The 24,405-nt window shown below is 35.2% G+C and carries 19 protein-coding genes; 9 read left to right on the top strand and 10 right to left on the bottom strand.

Annotation, left to right across the window (positions count from 1 at the left end; translation table 11 throughout):
- Window positions 1–56 precede the first annotated feature (56 nt).
- From P177_RS14295 to P177_RS14305, 3 genes are read left to right on the top strand one after another with little or no spacing between them, the layout of a single operon-like run.
- Window positions 57–1,217, top strand: coding sequence for a DUF4350 domain-containing protein (locus P177_RS14295; RefSeq protein WP_167333115.1), 1,161 nt, complete (start codon window positions 57–59; stop codon window positions 1,215–1,217).
- The gene (locus P177_RS14300) at window positions 1,207–2,205 is read left to right on the top strand and encodes an AAA family ATPase (protein ID WP_036155797.1); all 999 of its coding nucleotides are present in this window, start codon (window positions 1,207–1,209) and stop codon (window positions 2,203–2,205) included. Before P177_RS14295 ends, P177_RS14300 begins: the two co-directional genes overlap by 11 nt.
- A 5-nt stretch (window positions 2,206–2,210) precedes the next feature.
- Entirely contained in the window at window positions 2,211–3,545 is a 1,335-nt protein-coding gene (locus P177_RS14305; RefSeq protein WP_036155799.1) for a DUF58 domain-containing protein, read from the top strand.
- Window position 3,546: 1 nt separating this feature from the next.
- On the opposite strand, the gene P177_RS14310 is transcribed toward P177_RS14305, so the two are convergent.
- The gene (locus P177_RS14310; protein ID WP_036155802.1) at window positions 3,547–4,017 is read right to left on the bottom strand and encodes a hypothetical protein; all 471 of its coding nucleotides are present in this window, start codon (window positions 4,015–4,017) and stop codon (window positions 3,547–3,549) included.
- 169 nt (window positions 4,018–4,186) lie between these two features.
- On the opposite strand from P177_RS14310, the gene P177_RS14315 reads away from it, so the two are divergent.
- The 3 genes from P177_RS14315 (at window position 4,187) to P177_RS14325 (ending at window position 6,858) form a co-directional block, all read left to right on the top strand.
- Window positions 4,187–4,900, top strand: a complete 714-nt coding sequence (locus P177_RS14315) for a pirin family protein (protein ID WP_036155804.1) — start codon at window positions 4,187–4,189, stop codon at window positions 4,898–4,900.
- Between the two features lie 386 nt (window positions 4,901–5,286).
- On the top strand, window positions 5,287–6,546 hold the full coding sequence (locus P177_RS19485; protein ID WP_051941858.1) for a sensor histidine kinase: 1,260 nt from the start codon (window positions 5,287–5,289) through the stop codon (window positions 6,544–6,546).
- A gap of 90 nt (window positions 6,547–6,636) precedes the next feature.
- Window positions 6,637–6,858 carry a putative signal transducing protein gene (locus P177_RS14325; protein WP_036155806.1) on the top strand — a complete coding sequence of 74 codons (222 nt, stop codon included), beginning with the start codon at window positions 6,637–6,639 and terminating at the stop codon, window positions 6,856–6,858.
- 55 nt (window positions 6,859–6,913) lie between these two features.
- Here the strand turns inward: P177_RS14325 and P177_RS14330 are convergent, their stop codons facing one another.
- Window positions 6,914–7,849, bottom strand: a complete 936-nt coding sequence (locus tag P177_RS14330) for a 3-keto-disaccharide hydrolase (protein ID WP_036155808.1) — start codon at window positions 7,847–7,849, stop codon at window positions 6,914–6,916.
- 196 nt (window positions 7,850–8,045) lie between these two features.
- Between P177_RS14330 and P177_RS14335 the strand changes: the two genes are divergently transcribed.
- Window positions 8,046–11,477: a HEAT repeat domain-containing protein gene (locus P177_RS14335; RefSeq protein WP_051941859.1), complete on the top strand. Its 3,432-nt coding sequence runs from the start codon at window positions 8,046–8,048 to the stop codon at window positions 11,475–11,477.
- Between the two features lies 1 nt (window position 11,478).
- Here P177_RS14335 and P177_RS14340 read toward each other — a convergent pair whose 3' ends face one another.
- Complete coding sequence (locus P177_RS14340) at window positions 11,479–12,420, bottom strand: NAD(P)H-dependent flavin oxidoreductase (RefSeq protein WP_036155811.1); 942 nt, start codon at window positions 12,418–12,420, stop codon at window positions 11,479–11,481.
- A gap of 89 nt (window positions 12,421–12,509) precedes the next feature.
- Window positions 12,510–13,700 (bottom strand): tRNA 2-thiouridine(34) synthase MnmA, encoded by a 1,191-nt coding sequence (gene mnmA / locus P177_RS14345; protein ID WP_036155813.1) that lies wholly within the window; start codon window positions 13,698–13,700, stop codon window positions 12,510–12,512.
- Window positions 13,701–14,005: 305 nt separating this feature from the next.
- Here mnmA and P177_RS14350 point away from each other — a divergent pair, with 305 nt between their 5' ends.
- Window positions 14,006–16,033, top strand: a complete 2,028-nt coding sequence (locus P177_RS14350) for a fasciclin domain-containing protein (RefSeq protein ID WP_036155815.1) — start codon at window positions 14,006–14,008, stop codon at window positions 16,031–16,033.
- A gap of 255 nt (window positions 16,034–16,288) precedes the next feature.
- Here P177_RS14350 and yidC read toward each other — a convergent pair whose 3' ends face one another.
- From yidC to P177_RS14365, 3 genes are all read right to left on the bottom strand, one after another.
- Window positions 16,289–18,142: a membrane protein insertase YidC gene (yidC, locus tag P177_RS14355; RefSeq protein ID WP_036155817.1), complete on the bottom strand. Its 1,854-nt coding sequence runs from the start codon at window positions 18,140–18,142 to the stop codon at window positions 16,289–16,291.
- Between the two features lie 69 nt (window positions 18,143–18,211).
- Window positions 18,212–19,849, bottom strand: a complete 1,638-nt coding sequence (locus P177_RS14360) for a CTP synthase (RefSeq protein WP_036155818.1) — start codon at window positions 19,847–19,849, stop codon at window positions 18,212–18,214.
- A gap of 50 nt (window positions 19,850–19,899) precedes the next feature.
- The gene (locus tag P177_RS14365) at window positions 19,900–20,142 is read right to left on the bottom strand and encodes a DUF3820 family protein (protein ID WP_036155820.1); all 243 of its coding nucleotides are present in this window, start codon (window positions 20,140–20,142) and stop codon (window positions 19,900–19,902) included.
- A gap of 50 nt (window positions 20,143–20,192) precedes the next feature.
- Between P177_RS14365 and P177_RS14370 the strand changes: the two genes are divergently transcribed.
- Entirely contained in the window at window positions 20,193–21,062 is an 870-nt protein-coding gene (locus tag P177_RS14370; protein WP_036155822.1) for a hydroxypyruvate isomerase family protein, read from the top strand.
- Between the two features lie 195 nt (window positions 21,063–21,257).
- On the opposite strand, the gene P177_RS14375 is transcribed toward P177_RS14370, so the two are convergent.
- The 3 genes from P177_RS14375 to P177_RS14385 are packed head-to-tail and all read right to left on the bottom strand — an operon-like array spanning window position 21,258 to window position 24,404.
- Window positions 21,258–21,794 carry a DUF922 domain-containing protein gene (locus P177_RS14375; RefSeq protein WP_036155824.1) on the bottom strand — a complete coding sequence of 179 codons (537 nt, stop codon included), beginning with the start codon at window positions 21,792–21,794 and terminating at the stop codon, window positions 21,258–21,260.
- A complete protein-coding gene (locus P177_RS14380) occupies window positions 21,782–22,186 on the bottom strand; it encodes an OsmC family protein (protein ID WP_036155826.1) in 405 nt (134 codons plus the stop codon). Before P177_RS14380 ends, P177_RS14375 begins: the two co-directional genes overlap by 13 nt.
- 1 nt (window position 22,187) lies before the next feature.
- Entirely contained in the window at window positions 22,188–24,404 is a 2,217-nt protein-coding gene (locus P177_RS14385; RefSeq protein WP_036155828.1) for a LysM peptidoglycan-binding domain-containing protein, read from the bottom strand.
- Window position 24,405: the final 1 nt, after the last annotated feature.

Genomic DNA, 24,405 nt, shown 5'->3' on the forward strand with positions numbered 1-24,405 from the left:
GTAAGCGTTCTAAAATAATACTTGGGCTTTTGATTGTGGTGCTAATTGGTATCATCGTGACAGAAATTGTGCGTCCTAGACCCATAAATTGGAGACCGTCTTACACATCGGTTTCTAAAATTCCGTTTGGCTGTTTTGTTCTGTTTAACGAACTACCGAACATATTTTCGAACAACGAAATTGAATCTGTCGAAAATAGCATGTACGATATTCTAATTCAACGAGATAGCTCCATACGCTCCAATTATTTAATCATCAACGATTTTGTCTATTTAGATGAGCAAGAGACTAATCAAGTTTTAAAATATGTAGCTGACGGCAATCAAGTTTTTATAGCTAGCAACAATCTTACAGGTCAATTAGCCGATACATTAAACATTGAAATCAGACAACAATATGACATTCAAGAAGATTCTGTAAAAGCTTCGTTTACCAATCAAAATTTTGAACAAGAACATTTCTATTTTACAAGAGGTGTTGACCCTAGTTATTTTGCAAGTGTAGATACCTTAAAAACAGAAATTCTAGGACACCTACAGTTTAAGTCTTCTACCTTTTTAGAAAATAACGAAGATGAAATTAAGGTTCAACCCAACTTTATCAAAACAACTTTTGGTAAGGGAAATTTCTTGATAAACACCTTACCAGTTGCCTTTACCAACTATTACGTTTTGGGTGATAATAGTAACTACAGTGTTCAAAGTTTTTCTTATCTAAACGACCAACTTTTGTATTGGGACGATTACAAGAAATCTGGCAGAAAAGTTATTACTTCACCTATGCGGTTTATATTGAACCAGCCTGCATTAAAATGGAGTTATTACTTACTTGTCATAGGTCTGCTGCTTTTTGTAATATTTAAAGCAAAACGAGAACAGCGAATCATACCTATTATTAAACCTTTAGAAAACTCTTCTGTAGAATTTGCAAAAACTGTTGGATCACTATATTATCAACATAGGGATTATACTAATTTGAACAATAAAAAGATAACTTATTTTTTAACGCACATTAGAAATAAGTACTATCTAAACACTTCAGTTTTAGATGAGAATCTAATAACCCAATTAAGTGCTAAAGCAGGTAAACCTAAAGAAGAAACAAAAGCTTTAATTGAACTCATACTTAATCTAAAAAACAAAACGGTACATACTGAACAGGATTCTTTAACCCTAGTTCAGAAAATAAATACATTTAAACAATCTTATGGAAGATAATACACAGGATGAAAACAACGTAGAATTTAATTCGCGCATTGATCTCTCTAAATTACAAGAATCTGTAGCCAAGGTTAAATCTGAATTAGGAAAAGTAATTATAGGTCAACAAGATATGATCGAGTTACTGATTGTTTCTATTTTGGCAAATGGGCATTCACTTATTGAAGGTGTACCCGGTGTTGCCAAAACAGTGACCGCAAAGCTTTTGGCAAAAACAATGAACGTAGATTTTAGTAGAATTCAGTTTACGCCAGATTTAATGCCAAGTGATATTTTGGGTACTTCCATTTTTAATGTAAAAACCTCAGAATTTGAATTTAAAAAAGGTCCTATATTCTCTAATATTATTCTAATTGATGAGATAAACCGAGCACCTGCCAAAACCCAAGCCGCTCTTTTTGAAGCTATGGCGGAACGACAGATTACTATTGATGGAAATGAATTTGAAATGCAGCCTCCATTTTTGGTCTTTGCTACACAAAACCCTGTTGAGCAGGAAGGCACATATAGACTGCCAGAAGCTCAATTAGACCGTTTTCTATTTAAGATAAATGTACACTACCCTACTTTAGAAGAAGAAATACAAATACTTGAAAACAAACACCAACAGAAAAATACAAACGTTGAAGCACTTATAGATTCCGTTCTTTCGGCCGAACAGATCGCAGCTTATCAATTAGTGATAAAAGATATTATCGTTGAAGATAACTTACTGAAGTATATTGCCGCTATTGTCAACAATACTAGAACAAATGCTAATTTATATTTGGGTGCATCGCCAAGAGCTTCAATAGCTATTTTAGATGCTTCTAAAGCCGTTGCAGCCATCAACGGAAGAGATTTTATTACTCCCGATGATATTAAAAAAGTAGTAGGTCCTATTCTAGGTCATAGAATTATCTTGACCCCTGAAAGGGAAATGGAAGGCTATACTGCTGAGAAGATGATTAGCGACCTTATTCAAACTATAGAAATTCCAAGATAATTATCGTGAAAAAGGTTTTCAAAAATATATTTCTTCAAAAAAGATTCTTTCTGGCTTTGACAGTAATCATCTTGTGCTTTTTAATATCCTATATTTTTGAAAATGTATCTTTTGTAGCCAAACTTCTCTTTTATATATTTTTAGCACTTACAAGTGTAGACATTATTCTTTTATTTTTATCTAAAGGAACCATAATTGCCTATAGAATTGTACCTGACAAACTTTCTAATGGTGATGAAAATAAGATTGAAATCAAGGTCACTAATCAATACCTATTTACAAGCCATGTAAACATCATAGATGAACTTCCTTTCCAATTTCAAAAACGCGATTTTAATTTTCATAGCGTATTAAAATCTGGAGAACAAAAGTTTTATAATTACAATGTAAGACCTGTTGAACGTGGAGTTTATAGTTTTGGAAATTTAAACGTATTCGCTACATCCCCCATTGGTTTTTTGGCCAAGAAATATACATTTGACCAAGATAAAGAAGTACCTGTTTATCCATCCTTTTTACAACTTCGTAAATATGACCTTTTAGCTTTTAGCAATCGCTTATTTGAATTCGGAATTAAAAAAATTCGCCGTATTGGCCATACGATGGAGTTTGAACAAATTAAAGATTACATACAAGGTGATGATATTCGTAATATAAATTGGAAGGCAACGGCAAAAAGAGGTCAGTTGATGGTCAACCAATTTCAAGACGAAAAATCCCAACCTATTTATTCTATTATAGACAAAGGTAGAGTAATGAAAATGCCTTTTAAGTCCCTTAGCTTATTAGATTATGCCATCAACGCCACTTTGGTCATAAGCAATATTGCACTTAAAAAGAATGATAAAGCTGGTATGTTTTCTTTTAGCAATAAAATTGAAAACAGGGTTGTTGCTGAACGCAGAAGTTCTCAAATGAACCTTATTCTTGAAACACTATATAATCTGGAGACTAATTTTGTTGAGAGTGATTTTAGTAGATTGTACATTGACACAAAAAGACATTTACCTCAAAGAAGCCTGCTATTATTATACACTAATTTTGAAACCCTAGATGCTTTACATCGTCAATTACCTTATTTACAAGCAATAGCCAAACAACATTTATTGGTGGTCATTTTCTTTGAGAATACAGAGTTATTTTCTTTTGCACAAGAGAAACCAAATAGTACTCTTGAAGTTTACGAACAAGCTATTGCAGAGAAATTCATCTATGAAAAACAATTAGTAGTAAATGAACTAAGAAAGTATGGTATACAGACTATTTTAACCAAACCTGAGGATTTAACCATTAATACAATTAATAAATACTTAGAAATAAAAGCGAAGGGACTTTTATAGTCTACCGAAGAAGGTAAGCCGCCTGTAATTCTGAAGAAATATCACCAGTTCCGTTTTCTACGAATACAGGTAACTGAATTTCATTGATTTGGTCTATTTGTGCAACCAGGCAACCACAGCTTTTGCCTCTTCTATTACCTCCTCTAGCATTGCTTCCGCTCCCAGTAAAAACTTCCAAAGCCAAAGCAGATATTACGCCGCCTAACGTGGTAAATACCACATCTCTTGTTTCCCAATCTTCTCCTCTTGAAGAATCATAAATAGCCTCTTTTGCCAGACCTGCAGCAAAAGCACTGCCAACAGCTCCTGTCCATCGCCAAACTGCATTTCCATTAGAAAGCTTGTGAGCTGCGTATCCACCTACTCCACCAATTACTATACCTGCACCTAAATGTTTGGCAGCATCAGCGCTTGTTTGAGCGTAAGAACTATAAAAAAAGAATACTAATATTAAACTAATTACGTATTTCATTTAACGAGGGAATTTTTGTGAATAACGTTTTTATTTAAAGAAAAGTATGTTTACCAACAATAGGCATTAACATAATACCAAGTATTTAATTGTAATTTTAAAGCAGTAAATCATAGTAAATTTTATCTCTAAATCACGACTAAAAAGCTATCAATAAAAAACAAATAAAATGAAAACTATAATACATAAATCTGACACTAGAGGTCATGCAGATCACGGTTGGTTAAACTCTTATCATAGTTTTAGTTTTGGAAATTATCATAATCCAGAACGAATGAACTTTGGAGCATTACGTGTATTAAACGATGATACAGTAGCTGCAGGTCGAGGGTTTGGAACCCACCCACATAGAAATATGGAAATCATATCAATTCCGCTTAAAGGTGATCTTCAACATATGGATGACATGGGTAATTCTACTGTTATAAAGTCTGGTGATGTTCAAGTAATGAGTGCCGGTACGGGGATTTCACATAGCGAGTATAACAAGAACAAGGATCAAGAGGTTAAGTTCCTTCAGATTTGGATTATTCCAAATGAAGAAGAGGTTACCCCGCGTTATGACCAAATCTCTATTGCTGATATTGCTACCAAGAACAGCTTGTATCAAGTACTTTCACCTAACGCCGATGATGCAGGTGTATGGATTCATCAAAATGCTTGGTTTTATCTTGGTGATTATGAATCTGGAACAACAGATTCTTATGATTTTAAGAAGAAGGGAAACGGAGTGTATGTTTTTGTATTAGATGGGGAAATAGAAATTATAAATCAGAAATTAAATAAACGTGATGGACTAGGAATTTGGGAAACCGATACTTTCAATTTTAATATTAACAAAACATCAAAAATACTTATCATAGAAGTTCCTATGACTTTTTAATTGTAATTCAGGTTTTCTAATTTCATAAAGTTGTTTACGTTAAAAGACACATAATAAAAGTGTCTTTTTAGGTATAAACGTCACTACTTTCTTATATTTAAGTAAAATATAATTTCGTTTATATCTCCCTTAATTAATCATTGTTTTTAAATCAGATTTATCTAAAATTATATAATTATTATTTTCTAGCTGAGTTTCCACAAATAGATAGGATTTAGCATTACCAAATTAAACAAAGTCATTTAAAACTAAATTTTAATAGTTTGCCAAAACTTAACACGACTTCAAAAAATAACAGTCAGAAAAGCAGAAACTTTTTGGACGAATTTGGTCTTATAACCATCGTGTCAAGTATTTTTACTTTTGTAGTGTTTATATATACGCTAATGTTTCATTCATATACCGAGCAGATTTTAGCAGGTATCGTTGCTATTGGTTTCGGAATCGGGTTCTTATTAAATCGTTTAAAACTTCACTATACAACTAGAATTTACATGACGTTGTTTCCGCCGGTGATGTTCATGACCTTAATATTTTTGATAGGAGGCTTTTTTGGTCAGGCAGTTGCATTTGCCACTATGGGTTTTTTAGCATTTATAGGTTTTAGAAGAAACCCTAGGTTAAGAAACCTGATAATTGTTTTTGATATTCTAGCATTTATTATTCCTACCGTCTACATCTCTATTTACGGACCAATTTTAGGAACTATTGACGTACCCTTTGATGAAATATTTGCTTTCTTAGCCTGTTTAGGTTGGCTTTCACTAACCTTTAGAATGTATGACGAAAATAAAACCAGAACATACACTACAGATCTAGAAAATCATATTGAAGCTTTAAAAGAAAGTGAGTTAAACTTAAAAAAAGCTCAAAATGATTTAAAACTTCAAAACAGCAAACTAGCCGTATTGAATAATGAACTTGAACTAAAAAACACACATATTGAAGAATTTACATTCATAGTAACACATGACCTTAGAGGACCACTAAATAATATCAATGTTATTGCTACAGAATTGGAAAAACAACATGCAACAGCTAATTATGCAAATTTCAACAGCTATTTAAAGCATTTACAGGGCAGTTCTACAAGACTGACAAACCTAGTGGAGGGACTTTTGAAATATGCTGAAATTGGTAATTCTAGCGAAATGGAAACTGTAAATTTCCCAAAGATAGTACAGCTTGTTTTATCTGATTTTTCAGAAATAATAAAAGAGAGCAATGCAACTATTACCGTTGGTGAGTTACCGACGATAACGGCAAGATCAAATGATATTGGAATGCTCTTTCAAAATTTGATACATAACGCACTAAAATTTAGAACCGCTACCAAAGACCCAGTAATTACCATAGCGTCCCAGAAGAAAGAGAATGAATATCTTTTTAGTGTTTCTGATAACGGTATAGGCATTCCAAAAGAACAACAAGCAAAAATATTTAATGCGTTTCATAAGCTACACAATCAATCTAAATTCGAGGGGTCAGGTATAGGTCTGTACGGTAGTAAAAAGATTGTAGAACACCACTTAGGCAAAATATGGGTAGAGTCAGAAGAGAATGTAGGTAGTACCTTTTATTTTACAATTAACACCAATTCGTTAGAACAAGAAGACATTCAAGAACACACTATTAATCTCAACTAAAAAATACCTGACCAGGTGTAACTTTGAACCTTATTTACTCTAAATAAAAAATTGAATAGCTTCAGCAACGATTAACTAAAACAGATTACAATGGACTCAAATTATATAAAAGTTTTTGGCGGAAATAATATAGAAGCCAAACGAATAGAACTAATACTGAAAGAAAATAATATTGTACCTATTCTTAAAGACGAAAAGGAATCTGCTCGCTTAGCAGGTTTTGGCACACCACAACAAGAACTGGTAGAAATCTATGTTTATAAAGATGAGGAAGAAAAAGCTTTAACTTTAATTACTCAACTTAATAGTTAAATACATTAAAAAAAGCCTCCAGTAAAGGAGGCTTTTAAAATTCTAATTTTCAAAATTACCCTTTACTCAAAGGCGTAATCTCTAACTTTCTAAATTCGACTGGACCATGATCTCCTTGAATCATTATTGGTCCGGCTTCTGCTTCATCATTATCCAGAGCGCCACCTGTCATTGCTTCAATATTCTGATTTGAAATTACAGTTTTTCCATTTGCGACAATAGTAACTCTCCTACCTATTAAAGTAATTTCATACGTTTGCCACTCCCCAGCTTTCATAGCCGCATTTTCATTTGGTGTAAGTAAACCATAGATTCCTCCAAAATAAATTGAAGAAGGCTCTAATCCTATGTTATCTGCTATTTGAACTTCGTAGCGACCACGTAAATACAAACCGCTGTTACTCCCTTCAGGGTATCTAAATTCTGCATGTAATTTAAAATCCTTGAATTTTTCTTCTGACACTAAGTTTACTCCTGGTTTTGAGCTAGTCAATATACCATCTAAAACCGCCCATTGATTTCCTGGTTTCATCTCCCATCCTTTTAAGTTTTTACCATTAAAAAGCTTCACGGTCTTGCCTTCTTTCACATTGTCATAATACGGTAGTTTTGGAGATTTTGTAGCCGTCCAATTATACGTTTTTCCATCTACATAAATCATGGTTCCTGATAAACCTTCTCCTTCTATTTTACCTTCAAATTCCATATTGGCAGCTCCTGGCTCCCACTGTGGCGGAATTTCAAATGAAAATAATTCTCCGTGCTTTTCAATCTCAGCAACTGGTCTTGCACTACCAAATGCATACGTAAATCTACCGATCAAAGTATTGGTGCCAGAATGTCTAATTTCTAACCATGATGGTAGTTTCTTCCCTTCTTGATCAATGGTCAAGTTCCATTTTCCTTCTAACGGATGACCTTCTTGGGCTTGTACCATCGTAAAATTAAAAGCCATCAAAAAAATGAAAGCAGCTGTTTTTATAATATTCATATAATTATTGGTTTGATAAGTAATCAAATATAAAAGAACTTTTGAACACACTTTCTTAACATTGAAATAAATTATGTTTAAAATTCAAATTGATAAATCTATACCATAAATGGTTAATAGTTTACCTACAATTCATTTTTTACCTTGATTATCTACATTATTCGTTACATTTAAGTATCAATTTAACCAAACAACAATGACATTCTTTAAAAAATTCCTTCTAGGGACCATATCCCTATTGCTTCTTTGCGCTTCTTGCATAAATAAAAAGCCAATTGAAATACCGTTAACCATACAACAAGACAGTACCGATCTTATTGAAATGGCAAAGCTTGCCAGAGAAACTATAACGGCAGATGTAGCAGATGGACTTGAACTAAGTCTTTGGGCTTCGGATTCCTTGGCTCCAGATCCAATTGCGCTGGATATTGACAGTAAAGGCAACATATACATTACTCGTTCAAATAGAGCCAAAAATTCGGAATTCGATATTCGTGGACATAGAGATTGGATGACGGAATCTATAGCCCTAGAATCCGTAGAAGACCGAAGAGCTTTTCTGCATAAAACTTTTGCTCCTGAACTTAGTGAGGAAAATGAGTGGCTTCCTGATTTAAATAATGACAGCATTCATGATTGGCACGACCTTGCTGTTGAACAAGATGAAATTTGGATGTTACAAGATACCGACAATGACGGCATTGCAGATGTTTCTACACAGATCATGAATGACTTCAGTGATGAAATTAATGATGTCGCCGGAGCCCTTTTAGTGCGTGATGAAGATGTTTTTGTTGGTATAGGACCTAGTATGTATCGCTTAAAGGATACTAACGGTGACAAAATACTAGATGATAAAACCAGTATTGCAGAGGGATTCGCTGTGCACATTGGTTTTAGCGGTCACGGAATGTCCGGCGCTATTGAAGGTCCTGATGGCAAGATATATTGGGGTATAGGAGATATTGGTGCAAATATTACTACAGTAGATGGTGAAAACCATAAGTATCCAAATGAAGGGGTAATCGTAAGATGTAATCCTGATGGGACAGATTTTGAGGTTTTTGCCCATGGTCTACGTAATACACACGAGTTTGTTTTTGATGCTTACGGAAATATAATTTCATCTGACAATGACGGTGACCACAAAGGCGAAAGCGAACGTTTGGTTCATATAGTTGAAGGTTCTGATGCCGGATGGAGAGCAAATTGGCAATATGGAAAATATACAGATCCAAAGAACAATGGCTATAATGTATGGATGGATGAAAAATTGTTCACTCCTCATTGGGAAGGTCAGGCTGCTTACATTATGCCTCCCATCCAAAATTTTCATAACGGACCTACCGGAATGATATATAATCCTGGTACTGCTTTAGGTAAAAAATGGATGGACAAATTTTTCTTGGTAGAATTTGTAGGAGACCCAAGCAGGTCCCATATTTGGTCGTTCGATCTACAACCAAAAGGCGCTTCGTTTGAATTGAAAAGTGACAAATCCATTCTATCGGGAGTATTACCTACAGGTATTGATTTTGGACCAGATGGCGCACTATATCTTGCCGATTGGGTAAACGGCTGGGGCACTAAAAATTACGGTAGAGTATGGAAACTAGACGTTACCGAAGAAACCAATGATCTTGCCAAAGAAAGGCTAAGAACACAACAGCTAATGACTCATAATTATGAGGATGAAAAGATTGATAGTTTGGTCAGCTTACTATCATATGGCGATATGAGAATTCGACAAAAAGCTCAGTTTGAACTTGCTAAAAGAACCTTTTGGGGCTACAGAGCTTTAGAAAAGGCAATAATAGAGGAAGAAAACCAATTTGCACGTATACATGCTATTTGGGGTATTGGACAAATTGCGGCAAATGATGCAGATGAAGCTCAACCCCTACTAAATTTATTGCATGATGAAGATCCAGAAATTATAGCTCAAAGTGTTAAAGTACTAGGAGATTTACGTTATGAAAAAGCTGCCGATAGTCTTATTTCTCTAACTACTCATAAAAATGACCGTGTAAAATTCTATGCGGCGCAAGCCTTAGGAAGATTAAAATATGAAAATGCCATTGACCCATTATTGGCAATGATTGAAGCCAATAATGATCAAGATTTATATTTGAGACATGCCGCTGTTTTAGCCTTGGCTAGAATAGGAAATGCCGGACCGATTTTAGCGCTTGCCAATAGTGAAAATAGAAGTCTTAGAATTGCAGCTGTTATGGTTCTTAGAAAATTACAGGACCCAAAAATATCCATATTCCTTTCTGATAAGGATGAATATATTGTTACCGAAACTGCAAGAGCAATAAATGACGACCTCTCTATTGAAGCTGCATTACCTGCGTTAGCGGCTACACTGAACAACGAAAAATTTAAATCAGAACCGTTGTTACGTAGAGCAATTAATGCCTCCCTGCGTGTAGGTGGCGATGAACAATTAGAATTTCTCATCAATTTTGCCAAACGAAAAAACGTCTCTAGCGATTTACGTGGTGAGGCCTTAGCCGCATTAGGCACATGGAACAACCCTTCTCTTTTAGACCGTGTAGACGGGAGATATAGAGGCGAAATCATAAGAGAAAACGGACAGTTGGAAGAAAAGATAAAAAAAGACATACCAGCATTTCTTAAAGAGAGTCAACCCGAAATATTAATTGGAATTTCAAAAACTATCAGTGCTATCGGTATCAACTCTTACAATGATGATTTGTATGCTATATTTAAATCAAACAGATCTCCTGAAGTTAGAACTGCGGTTTTAAATGCCTTGGGGCAATTAAAATTTAAAAATATGGAGACTGCAATGTCTATAGGTATGAAAGATAAGAACGAACAGGTAAGAACTGCAGCAGTTGGCTTATTGAGCCAGTTAAACGTATCAAAAGAAAAACTACCGAATATTGTTGGCCCCATATTTAAAAAAGGTTCGGTATCGGAGCAACAAAGAATGTTGAATGTTCTCGGTGACTTACCAGATGAAAAAAGTAATGCCATACTTACCAGCCTAATTAATAAAGCCAGTAGAAATCAATTAAATCAGGGTATATTATTAGATCTAATGGAATCGGTGAAAACGACTGAAAACCCTGAACTAATAGCACAATTAGATCATCTTAAAAAAGCAGGGTTTTCTGCTGATTCTTTCCAAGAAACTCTCTATGGAGGAAACTGGTGGGCAGGGAGATCTGTTTTCAACAACAATCCTACGGCGCAATGTGTACGTTGCCATTCTGTAAATGGATCTGGTGGTGAAGTTGGCCCTAAGTTAGATAATATTGGTACTATTTTAAATAGACAACAATTACTGGAAGCCTTAATAGAGCCAAGTGTTAGATTGGCACCTGGTTATGGAACCGTAACTATTACATTAAAAGACGGACAAAAAGTTAAAGGGGTTTTAATTGAGGAAAATAATAAGGAGATTTTGCTGAGAACATCTGAAGCTGAACCTTTAAGAGTTCCTTTAATGAGAATTGCCAGCAGAGAAAATTCTATGTCTGCCATGCCCGCTATGGGACGCATGATATCAAGAAGGGAACTTCGTGATCTTATAGAATATCTTGGCGCTCTAAAAAATAAAAAACGAATTATTGTAGGGGAAGATAAAGAAGTATAATCTATAAAGAGGAAAGTTCTGCTTTCCTCTTTTCAAATTCTCTCATCAACTGTTTAACAATTTCACCTGCTGGTTTAATGTCGTGTATTAAAGCAGATGCTTGACCTATTTCTAGTTCACCATCTTCTAAGTCACCTAAGAACATACCTTTTTTAGCACGACCTCTACCTAAAAGTGATTTCAACTCATCTGTAGTTGCTCCGTGAGCGTATGCTTTTTGCACTTCGTTATAGAATTTGTTTTTAACTAAACGAACAGGTGCTAATTCTTTTAATGTCAACTGCGTATCCCCTTCTTTGGAATTGACTACTACCTCTTTGAAATTCATATGATTCGATGCTTCTTCACTAGCTACAAATCGGCTGCCCACTTGCACTCCGTCTGCACCTAAAACCATGGCTGCTAACATGGCACTACCATTGGCAATACCTCCTGCTGCAATTAAAGGAATAGTTATTTTTTCTTTCACTGCAGGAATCAAAACCAAAGTTGTTGTTTCATCTCTACCATTATGACCGCCTGCTTCAAAGCCTTCCGCTACAATTGCATCTACCCCGGCATCCTGTGCTTTTAATGCAAATTTCAAGCTACCTACCACATGCACAACCGTAATTCCTTTTTCTTTTAGAAAGGAGGTCCAAGTTTTAGGATTTCCTGCTGATGTAAACACAATTTTTACACCCTCGGCAACGATAATATCCATCAACTTATCAATATCAGGATACAACATAGGGATATTTACTCCAAAAGGTTTTGAGGTGGCTTTCTTGCATTTTTGAATATGCTCTCGTAAAACATCAGGGTACATGCTCCCGGCACCAATAACTCCCAATCCTCCAGCATTTGATACAGCACTGGCTAGTCGCCATCCGCTGGTCCAAATCATTCCTCCTTGAATAATAGGAAATTCTATATTGAAAAGTTCGGTAATTCTATTTTGCATGTATTTGATAAATTATAAAAATCTCGATTATCCAGTAAAAACTTACATTTTAAAGATACTATTATGCTTCTTAAAATGTAAACTCTTATTTAAGATATAACGCCAGATCCTATTAGATCATCATCTAAATACCAAGCTACGAACTGGCCCTCGGTAATTGCAGATTGCATTTCTTTGAAATCTACGTACATACCACCTTCCACTCTATAAATAGTAGCTTCTTGAAGTTCTTGACGGTACCTAATACGTGCTTTTACTTCTAATTTCTCATCAATATCTAAGGCTAGATCTGTACGTACCCAATGTATTTCTTCATCCTTTACAAATAAAGTTCTTCTATACAGCCCTGGGTGTGCCTTACCTTGACCAGTATAAATGATATTCTCATTAACATCGGTATCTATTACAAATAAAGGCTCTTTTGTTCCACCCACGTGCAGCCCTTTCCGTTGCCCTTTGGTAAAATAGTGCGCACCTTGATGCTCACCAACAACTTTACCATCTGTTAAATGGTATACAGGTTTCTCCGCATAAAACTCTAATTCCGAGTTTTTATCATTGAAATGAGGTGTTGCACGTTCGTAAGCATTAAACCCGGCAGGAACTTCAACAATTTTACCTGTTTTTGGTTTTAACTGTTGTTGTAAAAACTCCGGTAATCTAACCTTACCTATAAAGCATAACCCTTGTGAATCTTTTTTATCTGCAGTTATCAAATTCATCTTTGCAGCAATTTCCCTAACCTGCGGCTTGGTCAACTCCCCTATTGGAAATAATGTTTTTGATAATTGCTCTTGCGATAATTGACATAAAAAATAAGACTGATCTTTATTACCATCTTTCCCCGCTAACAACTGGTAGGTTTCGGTATCGTCTGTATTTTTGATAGTGCCCTTTCTACAGTAATGACCGGTAGCTACATAATCTGCTCCAAGCTGCATAGCTATTTTCATAAAGACATCAAACTTGATTTCTCTATTACAAAGCACATCAGGATTTGGGGTGCGTCCCATCTCGTACTCCTTAAACATATAATCAACTATACGCTCTTTATACTCAGTACTTAAATCAACTGTTTGAAACGGAATACCCAATTTTTCAGCGACAATTAATGCATCGTTGCTATCTTCTAACCACGGACACTCTTCTGATATCGTTACCGAATCATCATGCCAATTCTTCATAAACAAACCAATGACATCATAACCTTGTTCTTTTAAAAGGTATGCCGCCACGCTTGAATCTACTCCTCCAGAAAGTCCTATTACTACTTTTTTCATCTCTTCTTCTTGGTCGATACAAAATTACGAAATTTCATTTCAAAGTCTATTTTTTTCAAACACTGCTTTTCCCATAAACCTTTAACGATAAGCATAGTAAAATTTGTTGCTCAGCCAATTTCCTTTTTACTTACATATTTTTTTGAGTTAAAAATATTTTGTTAAACTTTTTTAAAAATTAGTTAAACAATAAGTAACTGTCGTATTTTTAGCATTGCAGATGATTTATTAACATAAATGCATTTTATTACATTTAATGTTAAACATCTTTCACACTTAATTAAACAATCTTTAAAAACACAGTTATGAAAAAAATGTTGAGATTACAAAACTTTTTACTGCTACTCACCATTGCAATGGTTACATGGTCTTGTAGTGACGATGATGATGTAGAACCTATTACATCTGACGAATTAACCATTGTTGAAACTGCCCAGGCAGAAGACGCTCTTTCTTCATTGGTTTCCGCACTTACTACTGTAGATAATTCTGAAGGAACAGATTTAGTTGGTACATTGAGTTCTGAAGGTCCTTTTACCGTTTTTGCCCCAACAAATGATGCTTTTACAGCATTATTAAATCAATTAGATGATTTTGAATCACTATCCGATTTTGACACAGATGAAGAAAGAGCAATTTTAACCTCTATTTTAACTTATCACGTTGTTTCAGGTGTTGCGGCAAGTTCTTCAGACCTTACCAACGGAATGACAGTTACCACTGTTCAAGGTGAAGATTTGACCATTAATATAGATGATGATGTATTTATTGATGATGCAACTGAGGTAGACGCCCAAGTTGTTATTGCTGATGTGGAAGCAAGTAATGGAGTGGTTCATGTTATTGATAAAGTAATGTTGCCACAAGCAATTATCGACGCTTTAAATGGCGAAGAAATGCCTGAGGAAAATGGAACTTTAGTTGATATAGTTGTAGCTACAGAACCACTATCGCTATTAGAAGCTGCAGTAATCAAAGCTGATTTGGTTGCAACTCTTAATTCTGACGGTCCTTTTACCGTTTTTGCTCCTACCGATGATGCTTTTGTTGCGTTATTGGAGGTTCTAGGAGATGATTACAATAGTCTTGATGATTTTGATACCGATGAAGAAATTGCTCTATTAAAGAATATTTTATTATTTCATGTGGTTGCTGCAGAAGTAAAATCAACTGATTTGGCTGCAGGGCAAGTTGCTACGGCGTTGGAAAATAATAGCGTTGAAATTATAGCTTCGGGCGACACTTTTGTTATAGGCGATGCTTCTGATACTGACGCAAATATTACAGGTGTAGACATTATGGCATCTAATGGTATTGCACATACAATAGATAAAGTCTTATTACCACAAGCGGCTATAGATTTCGTTACCAGTCTACAATTAAAAACCATTGTCGATACCGCTGTTGCAACAGATGATTTAAGCTTATTGGTAGATGCCCTGGTTCAAGCTGATGCCGGTTTAGTAGAAACTTTAAATGGTGACGGTCCTTTTACCGTTTTTGCACCAACAAACGCTGCTTTTGCCGCTTTGCTAGAAACATTAGGTGATGATTTTAACAGTCTTGCAGATTTTGATACTGAAGACGAGAAAGCACTTTTAACTAAAGTATTAACTTATCACGTGGTTGCCGGTACAGCTGCCTTTTCAACTGACTTAACTAACGGGCAAGCCATTGAAACCGTTCAAGGTGAAAACGTAACAGTAGTATTAACCGACAATGGTGTTCAAATTATGGATGCAACCGAAACCAATGCAAATGTTGCTTTGGCAGATGTAGCAGCAACTAATGGTGTCGTACACGTTATTGATAAAGTAATTTTGCCACAAGAGGTTTTAGATATGTTAGCCGCAATGAGTTTAAAAACAATTGTAGAGATTGCTGTTGAAACAGACGATTTAAGTTTATTAGTAGACGCTCTTGGTCAAGCAGATGCTGGTTTGGTAGAAACATTAAGTGGTGACGGCCCATTTACGGTATTTGCCCCAACCAACGATGCTTTTGTTGCTTTATTAGATTCTTTAGGTGAGGATTACAACAGTTTGGCGGATTTTGACACAGAAGCTGAAAAGGATTTATTGGCAACCATTCTTACATATCACGTTGTTTCTGGTACCACAGCTTTCTCAACTGATTTAAGTGACGGACAGACAATTGCTACTTTTCAAGGTGAAAACGTAGGTATCAATATTAAGGAAGATGGTACTGTACACGTTGAGGATGCAAGTACAGATAACGCTACTGTAGTTACAGCAGATGTAGAAGCTAGTAACGGCGTAGTTCATGTAATCAATAAGGTACTTTTACCACAAGCAGCACTTGATGCGCTATAATAATTACGATTCAATTCAACACAAAAGAAAACCTTCCTAGAAATAGGAAGGTTTTTTTATGCCTTAAAATGGCTAACATCATTATACACTCTTTTAACATACAATTAATCAACCTTGACAACTAACTTTTTATAGAACCTTTAATTAATTACATCTTTGACATCCCAAATCTTACCAAACCAAGCCTTAACCAATGGCAAAAGCCCTTTCAAAATTGAAAGGGCTTTTATTTTTATATGAGTATATGAAGTTTTTTTAATTCTTCTTCTGCGCTTCTGCTTGCTCCATCATTTCACGCATTTTCTTTTGAAACTTGTTCTCCTTTTTAGGTTTCTTCTTATTCTCTTGTATTTGAGCATGTATCTTATCATTATCTATGATAACATTCTTAATAACCAGCATAATACCTATAGTAATTAAGTTAGACACAAAATAATACAAACTTAAACCACTCGCATAGTTGTTAAAGAAAAACAACATCATAAAAGGCATTAGATACATAATGAACTTCATGTTAGGCATACCAGGTTGTGTTGGCATGTTCTGACCCGTAGTCATATTCATGTAAAAGAAAATTGCTATGGAAGCCAATATTGGAAACAAACTTACGTGGTCTCCATAGAAAGGAATTGAGAATCCTTCTGGGAACTGATAAATAGTATCAAAAGACGAAAGGTCATCTGCCCATAAGAATGATTTTTGACGTAATGCGAACGATGTTGGGAAAAACATGAAAAGCGCATAAAAAATAGGCATTTGTATGACCGCCGGTATACAACCACTCATAGGGCTGACCCCAGCCTTACCATACAATTTCATGGTTTCTTGCTGCTTCTTCATCGCATTGTCCTTGTACTTCTCCCCTAACTCCGTGATTTCAGGTTTCAACACCTTCATCTTCGCTTGAGATAAATACGACTTATAGGTTACTGGCGACATTGCCAAACGAACTAAGATCGTCATAATAACAATTGCTATACCGTAAGGGAAATACGTACTGATCAGGCCGTAGAAAGGTGTAAACACATAACGGTTGATCCACCCGAAAATACCCCAACCAAAAGGAATAGAATCTACTAAACCTAAATCTTCGTACTGAGATAAGGTATCAACATCGGTAGGACCAAAATACCAATGTAAATCTTTAGATATTTCTCCACCTTCCAATTCCACAGGTAAAGCAGATGCATATTCTTTAGTAAAACCAAAAGTTCTACTTTCTTCTTCCACTAAATTAACAGAAGTAAGATCACCACCTTTAAAAGGCTCATCAGCTGCTAGAATACTGCTAAAAAAATGCTGTCTGTATGAAATCCACTTTATATCTTCTTCAGTTTCCTCGTCATCACTTCCTTCAGAAAGTTTACTTATTTTACCATCTTCATGGTTATAGGTTAAACGTGTATACCTGTTTTCATATTGAATACTTTTTGAGTGGCGTATCCCTTTTAATTTCCAATCTAAGGTTACCGGCTTACTTGTACTAATAACATTGTCCAAACCTTTAGACTTGATCGTAAAGTCAACTAAATAATCGTTCGGCTTAATAACATATCTATACTCTAAGTATTGATTACCTGATGTCTTAGCTTTTAATGATAATACCTTATTACCATTGTCATTTGACATTGTTGGCTCAAAATATAAATCCTGAGTATTCAATGTTCTATTATCAGAAGTGGCAAAATCCAATCCGAAAGAAGCATTACCATCCTTTATTAAATATACAGGTACAGAATCATAGGTAACGAATTGTTTCATTTTCGCTTCTACAATTTGTCCACCTTTATTACTAATCTTTAATAAAAGCACTTCATTCTCAAAAGTAGTAATGTCATTAGAAGGTTTTGTAAAACCAAATGCGCCAAGTTTACCTTGGTAATTGGCAACTGCAGTAGAATCTTGTAAATCTAATTGCGGTACATCATTAATAACAGTTTCTGTTCCTGAATTTTCTGATGCCTTTGCAGCCTCTACTTGTTCTTGCTTTGCCTTTTCTGCCTCTAACTCTTCTGGAGTTGGCTGATTTTGGTAAAACATGAAGATGAGTATTCCAAAAATAAGCACGAAGCCAATTATGGATTGTACATCAAATTTCTTTTCTTCCATGTGGTATTTCTAATTAATTGGGAATATTTTGAGTTTTTAAGAAAGCAAATATATGTCCAAATATGGTGTTTATGCCAATGTGGCATTAGTTTGTGCATTTTTATGCTCTAAAGCAGCCTTAACCAAGCCAACAAACAATGGATGTGGATTAGCTACCGTACTCTTATACTCTGGGTGATACTGCACGCCAATAAACCAAGGATGATCATCTAACTCTACAATTTCAACCAAATTGGTTTCTTTATTAAAACCTGTTGCTTTTAGACCTGCATTCTCTAATTGCTCTAAATATGCATTGTTAAACTCATATCTATGACGATGACGCTCAGAAATTTGAGACTCACCATTATACATTTCTTTAACAAGACTACCTTCCTTCAATTCACAATCCCACGCACCTAAACGCATTGTACCACCTTTATCGGTAATACTTTTTTGTTCTTCCATAATACTAATTACCGGATCAGGAGTGTTTTCATCCATCTCGGTAGAATTTGCATTTACAAGACCTAACACATTACGTGCATATTCAATAACTGCCATCTGCATACCTAAGCATATACCCAAAAATGGAATATTCATTACACGTGCATATTCAACAGCCTTCACTTTACCTTCTATACCACGCTCACCAAAGCCTGGTGCTACCAAAATAGCATCCAATCCTTTTAGCTTGTTCTCATAGTTGGCAGCCGTAATATATTCTGAATGAACAGATTTTACTTTTACTTTTACCTCGTTAGCAGCTCCCGCATGTATAAAAGCTTCTAGAATAGATTTATATGAATCTTGTAGCTCTACATACTTACCAACTAAACCTATAGTAACTTCATCTTTTGGGTTCTTATGTCTCGCCAAGAACTCGTTCCAACGACCTAAATCTGGAGCTACCTCATTAGGCAATGCCAATTTCTGTAAGGTTACTGTATCTAAACCTTCTTCTTGCATTAATAACGGCACATCATAAATTGTAGATGCATCAATACTTTGTATAACCGCTTCACGCTTTACATTACAGAAAAGTGCTAGTTTATCTTTAATATCATTAGAAATCTCATGCTCTGTTCTGCACACCAAAATATCGGCTTTTATACCGCTTTCCATTAATGTTTTTACAGAGTGTTGTGTAGGTTTGGTCTTTAATTCACCTGCAGCGGATAAATAGGGCACCAAAGTTAAATGAATAACAATGGCATTGTTATCTCCAAGTTCCCAAAGAAGTTGACGAACCGCTTCAATATATGGCAAAGATTCAATATCACCTACCGTACCACCAATTTCAGTAATCACAATATCATATTCACCACTTTTACCTAAAACCTGAACACGTTCTTTAATTTCATTTGTAATGTGGGGAACCACTTGTACGGTCTTACCTAAAAATTCCCCTCTACGTTCTTTTTCAATAACGCTTTGGTAAATTCTACCTGTAGTAACATTATTCGCTTGAGATGTACGAACATTTAAAAAACGCTCATAATGACCTAAATCTAGATCTGTTTCCGCACCATCATCAGTTACATAACATTCGCCATGCTCATAAGGGTTTAAAGTTCCTGGATCTACATTAATGTAAGGATCTAGTTTTTGAATGGTAGTTTTGTAGCCGCGAGATTGCAGTAATTTCGCCAAAGATGCAGCAATGATGCCTTTTCCTAACGAAGAAGTAACGCCTCCCGTAACGAAGATGTATTTGGTTTGTGCCATGTATCAATTTCTATGTTACGGGACACAAAGTTACAAATTGAGGTGAGAACTTAACGGGTTTCCTTAGGAAAATGTTTTTGTATTTTTCGAATTATCGATTCTAAGCCATTTGTTTTGATTTCTAACATAGATTGCAACAAATCTCCCAATTTACCATCAGGAAATCCTTTTTGTTTAAACCATACCAAATAAGGTTCCGGCAAATCTATTAGATACCTACCCTTAAACTTACCAAATGGCATTCTGTAATGTGCCAATTCTATTAATTTTTCCTTATCAGGATTTATTTCCATTTTTTAATCTAAAAAAATTATCTTTAAAAAAATCAACAACTCACAACAACATGAAACGAAGAAATTTTATTGGAACCTCGGCGGCGGCGTCTGTTGGTTTCTTAACTACATCTGCTACAGCAGCAAGCAAAAATAAAAATGAAGCTACCGCCAAACTAAAGTACAATATAAACCATAGTGTTTGTTATTGGTGCTATGGGAGCATCCCTTTTGAAGATTTTCTTAAAAATTTAGTAGAACTTGATATACGTTCTGTAGATCTAGTGGGACCGGATGAATTTCTGCTTTTAAAAAAATATAATATCCACGCTGCCATGTGTTGGGGTGCTGGCATGGGTATTGAAAAAGGTTTTAACGACCTCTCTTTACATGATGAACTTATCGCAGACTACGAACGTGTTATTCCGTTAGTAGCTGAAGCCGGTTACACCAACCTTATATGCTTTAGTGGTAATAGAAACGGAATGAACGACCTAGTTGGTTTACGTAACTGTGCCATTGGATTAAAAAAATTAATGCCTTTGGCTGAAAAGCACGGTGTTGTTTTACAAATGGAACTTTTAAACAGTAAGGTGGACCATAAAGACTATATGTGCGATACTTCTGAGTGGGGCGTTTCTCTTTGCGAAGCCATAGGTTCTGAGCATTTTAAACTGCTATACGATATTTACCATATGCAAATTATGGAGGGCGACATTATAAGAAATATCGAAAATTACCACCAATACTACGGACACTACCACACAGGCGGAAACCCCGGTAGGCACGAGATAGATGAAACACAGGAAATTTTCTACCCTGCCGTAATGAAGGCTATTTTAAAAACGGGTTATACCGGACACGTAGCACAGGAATTTGTTCCTAGTTGGGAAAATAAAATAGACGCTTTAAAACAAGGCGTTACTATTTGTGATGTGTAGTTTATCCAGTTAATTAGTGAGCTGGTTCGTTAGTGAGCTCTTTATCAAAAAACAGCAAGCTGTTTTCTGATAAAACTTACTTCTCCTTTTCTATACAAGAAGATTGTTGATGTAATTTTAATGAATTCTTATAACTCGAATCTAAAACCAATAAACTATTTCACTAATTCACTAATTCACTTTTAAACCATTAAGCTAAGATTTGATTAAAGCCTCTTCTATCTCTTTTACCCAACGTTCTTGTACAGGTAGATTTCTAGAATAGTTGGTTTCTGAATCGTATTTATTTTGAAAATCGTTTAGTTGACGAATGGTGACCTTGTAGATTTTACGAATCTCTTCTTTTACGTTCTTGGTAAATTTTGTCTCCGCCAATTTCTTTCGCAATTTGCGTGCATAGAGTTCGGTAATATCAAAATGTAATTGTTCGTGTAGCAAGGTTATGTCATTACAAAGCGCAGGTTTATACCATGACTTTGTTGGATAAAAATAGGCAAATACCTTATAATCTACCTGTAATTCATTATTCTCGTAATAAGTGGAAAAACGGTAGGTTATACCACTTGCCGTGGTTGCTGCTGCTCTTGAAGTTATGGGAGCAGCTCCTTTAAAATCGTTCCAAGTAAATCTAAAATCAGGTTCCCAAGACACTACTTCTTGACTCTGAACATTAGAGATGCTCAGTAGCGCTAAAAGAAATATAATAAAATGTACCTTTTTTATAAGTCCCAATTATAAGTGATTACTTTCTCAATATCTGGATGTAAACTATAATGCACAGGGCAAGTGTTTGCCGTGTGCACCAAAATTTTTCTATTCTTATCTGATATTTCTTTTGGCAAATAAACCTCAACTTCTATTTTAGAAATTCTTCTTGGTGAAGCTGCCATATGTTTGGTAACCGATGCCGTAGTGCCTTTTAGGTCTACTTCCAATCCGTTTGCCTTAATACCCATCATCGTCAACATACAACTTGCTAAACCTGTAGCCACGGTATCGGTAGGTGAAAATGCCTGCCCTAATCCGTTATTATCTACCGGTGCATCAGTAACAAAAGAATCGTTAGATTGTAAATGCACACATTCTGTTCTTAACTCGCCGTTGTAAGTAACCTTTGATGTCATTCTACTCTATTGTTTTTATTCTTAAATCATCCATCATCATAATATAAGACGACTGATTATAATAACCAGCTACTCCTTTTCTCTGGTAATTGAATTTATTACCACTGTATTCCGTTTCCCCAATAAATCTTGAAACATCTATTAGGCTATTATTATATGCTAGTTTCAACAAAAGATCATAGGTAAGATCAAATCCTCTTACCGCATATTTATCTGGATCATCGCCAAAACGTTTTCTATATCGCTCAACAAATGAATTATTGGCTACCTGACGATTTACAGAAGGATACGTAAATTTTAAGTTGGATAAATGCGTATTTGAAATCACATCTTTTTCAAATGCCGAATTCATATCTGTTGTAAACATACGTACACTAACCTTATCCTTACCCAATAATGGATCAAAAGCGGTATTATTGAATGAGTTTAATATAGATACCACACTGGCAATCAATTTATAATTATCAGATTCTACAAAGACCCAGTTAGGTACTTGATCAGATAATAGAGTTTGCAATTTATCTCTGTTAATACCAATATTTTTCTCTTCTTCTTTTACAACAACTACTTTAGCTGTCGGAAATCTTTTAAGAATAGCATCTTTCTCCTTTTTGTTATCCTCATCCGCTATAACCAAAAGTGTTTCTTCCGTATGGTTCGCTTCTACATAATCTAGCATATGTTTCCACAACACCTCTTCATCGGTATATGAAAAGAAAACATTATCTAAACTTAACTCGCTTTTAGCAGGTACTGGCGCTACAACAGGAACATTAAATTTAGATGCCTGTACCGCGGTTTCTTTCAACGATGGCATATCTAAAGGACCAAAAACAGCACTGTAGCCACCTAATTGCTCGCCTTGTAAAACTTGCTTTGTCCTAGCTAAATCCAATTGATTATCAAAAGTTTTAACATCTATAGAAACCCCTAATGATTTCATAGAATCAATTGCTACCAATGCCCCAGAATAAAGCCCTAAACTATATTTTAAGCTATTTCTATTGTCAATGATTTTTTCAGTTGCCTCTTTATTACTTAAATCAAGTTTATCTAATCTAAAAGGTAATAAGAACAATACTTTTGGTTTTACAGTAACATTTATACTGTCCAATAAATTTACCTTATCCAAAACCAACGCATTTCTAACTTCAAAATCACCAACCTTGTCTTTTGGTAATTTTAAAACCATACCTGCTTTTAGACCGTCTTTTAAATCAGGATTCAATGCAACCAACTCTGCCCAAGTCATACCAAATTTTCTAGTTAATCGAAATTCATTTTGCTTTGGTTTAACCTCGTAAAAAATGTAGTTCTCGGTATTAATTTCTCCGGTCTCTACTTTCTTTTCTGGAATACGAATTACCATACCTTCTTTTAAACCGCCTCTTTCAGTAATTTCTGGGTTTAGGCGAACTATCTCGTCCGATTTAACTCCGAATTCCTTTTCCAAACGATAGAAATTCATTTTAGCAGGCACTGTATACGAAGTATATAATTGAGTTACCTGATTTTTTACGGTACTACCCGCAATTTTAGGCATCATTAATTCGTATCCTTCAGATAAATAATTATTTGCCGCCGACAACCCAGGGTTTAGCTCCAGCATTCGCTCTATAGTAATACCATATTTATGCGCTATACTCCACCTTGTTTCTTTTGCCGCAACAATGTATTTTTCTAAATCATCAGTATTACCTGTAACCTCTTCCACCTTAGGAGCGCGGTATTTAGGAATACGTAAATCCATCTTCTTTTGAAGTGGAGAAGCGTACAACTTGGGGTTGTATTTTTTTAGCTCATCTTCTGTAATATTATACATTTGAGTGATGCCAAAAATGGTTTCCTTTCTTTTGACCCGATGCTCTGTATAACCAATAGGTTCTCTTGCCTTAACAGAGTCCTGAACAACCGTAGTATTTGTAGTCGTCGTTACTGTAGTAGAGGTTGGGGTATTAGATATAGGTGCACTTGTCTGCTCAACAATCTTTTTACCAGGCACTACCAAAATGGTATTGGACCTTAGTTTTTGACCTTCCTTAATCTCTTTATTATACTGTAATATACTTGACGTTGAAACCCCGTACATTTTAGAAATGCTTTCTAAAGTCTCCCCTGATTTTACTTGATGAGTATCGAATTTTTGCGCCATTGCCGTACAAGACACTAATAAGCAAAACGATCCTATTAAGTAAATTTGATTAAATATATATTTCATA

This window comes from Maribacter forsetii DSM 18668 (assembly GCF_000744105.1).
GTDB lineage: Bacteria > Bacteroidota > Bacteroidia > Flavobacteriales > Flavobacteriaceae > Maribacter > Maribacter forsetii.

Bases quoted from the DNA above. Each gene is read 5' to 3' on its own strand.
- mnmA (WP_036155813.1), bottom strand. From the start codon at position 13,700: ATGAAAAAAGTAGTAATAGGACTTTCTGGAGGAGTAGATTCAAGCGTG.
- yidC (WP_036155817.1), bottom strand. From the start codon at position 18,142: ATGGAAGAAAAGAAATTTGATGTACAATCCATAATTGGCTTCGTGCTT.
- P177_RS14330 (WP_036155808.1), bottom strand. From the start codon at position 7,849: ATGAATATTATAAAAACAGCTGCTTTCATTTTTTTGATGGCTTTTAAT.
- P177_RS14380 (WP_036155826.1), bottom strand. From the start codon at position 22,186: ATGACATCAAAGGTTACTTACAACGGCGAGTTAAGAACAGAATGTGTG.
- P177_RS14360 (WP_036155818.1), bottom strand. From the start codon at position 19,849: ATGGCACAAACCAAATACATCTTCGTTACGGGAGGCGTTACTTCTTCG.
- P177_RS14350 (WP_036155815.1), top strand. From the start codon at position 14,006: ATGAAAAAAATGTTGAGATTACAAAACTTTTTACTGCTACTCACCATT.
- P177_RS19485 (WP_051941858.1), top strand. From the start codon at position 5,287: ATGTTTCATTCATATACCGAGCAGATTTTAGCAGGTATCGTTGCTATT.
- P177_RS14370 (WP_036155822.1), top strand. From the start codon at position 20,193: ATGAAACGAAGAAATTTTATTGGAACCTCGGCGGCGGCGTCTGTTGGT.
- P177_RS14325 (WP_036155806.1), top strand. From the start codon at position 6,637: ATGGACTCAAATTATATAAAAGTTTTTGGCGGAAATAATATAGAAGCC.
- P177_RS14340 (WP_036155811.1), bottom strand. From the start codon at position 12,420: ATGCAAAATAGAATTACCGAACTTTTCAATATAGAATTTCCTATTATT.
- P177_RS14315 (WP_036155804.1), top strand. From the start codon at position 4,187: ATGAAAACTATAATACATAAATCTGACACTAGAGGTCATGCAGATCAC.
- P177_RS14310 (WP_036155802.1), bottom strand. From the start codon at position 4,017: ATGAAATACGTAATTAGTTTAATATTAGTATTCTTTTTTTATAGTTCT.
- P177_RS14365 (WP_036155820.1), bottom strand. From the start codon at position 20,142: ATGGAAATAAATCCTGATAAGGAAAAATTAATAGAATTGGCACATTAC.
- P177_RS14335 (WP_051941859.1), top strand. From the start codon at position 8,046: ATGACATTCTTTAAAAAATTCCTTCTAGGGACCATATCCCTATTGCTT.
- P177_RS14300 (WP_036155797.1), top strand. From the start codon at position 1,207: ATGGAAGATAATACACAGGATGAAAACAACGTAGAATTTAATTCGCGC.
- P177_RS14385 (WP_036155828.1), bottom strand. From the start codon at position 24,404: ATGAAATATATATTTAATCAAATTTACTTAATAGGATCGTTTTGCTTA.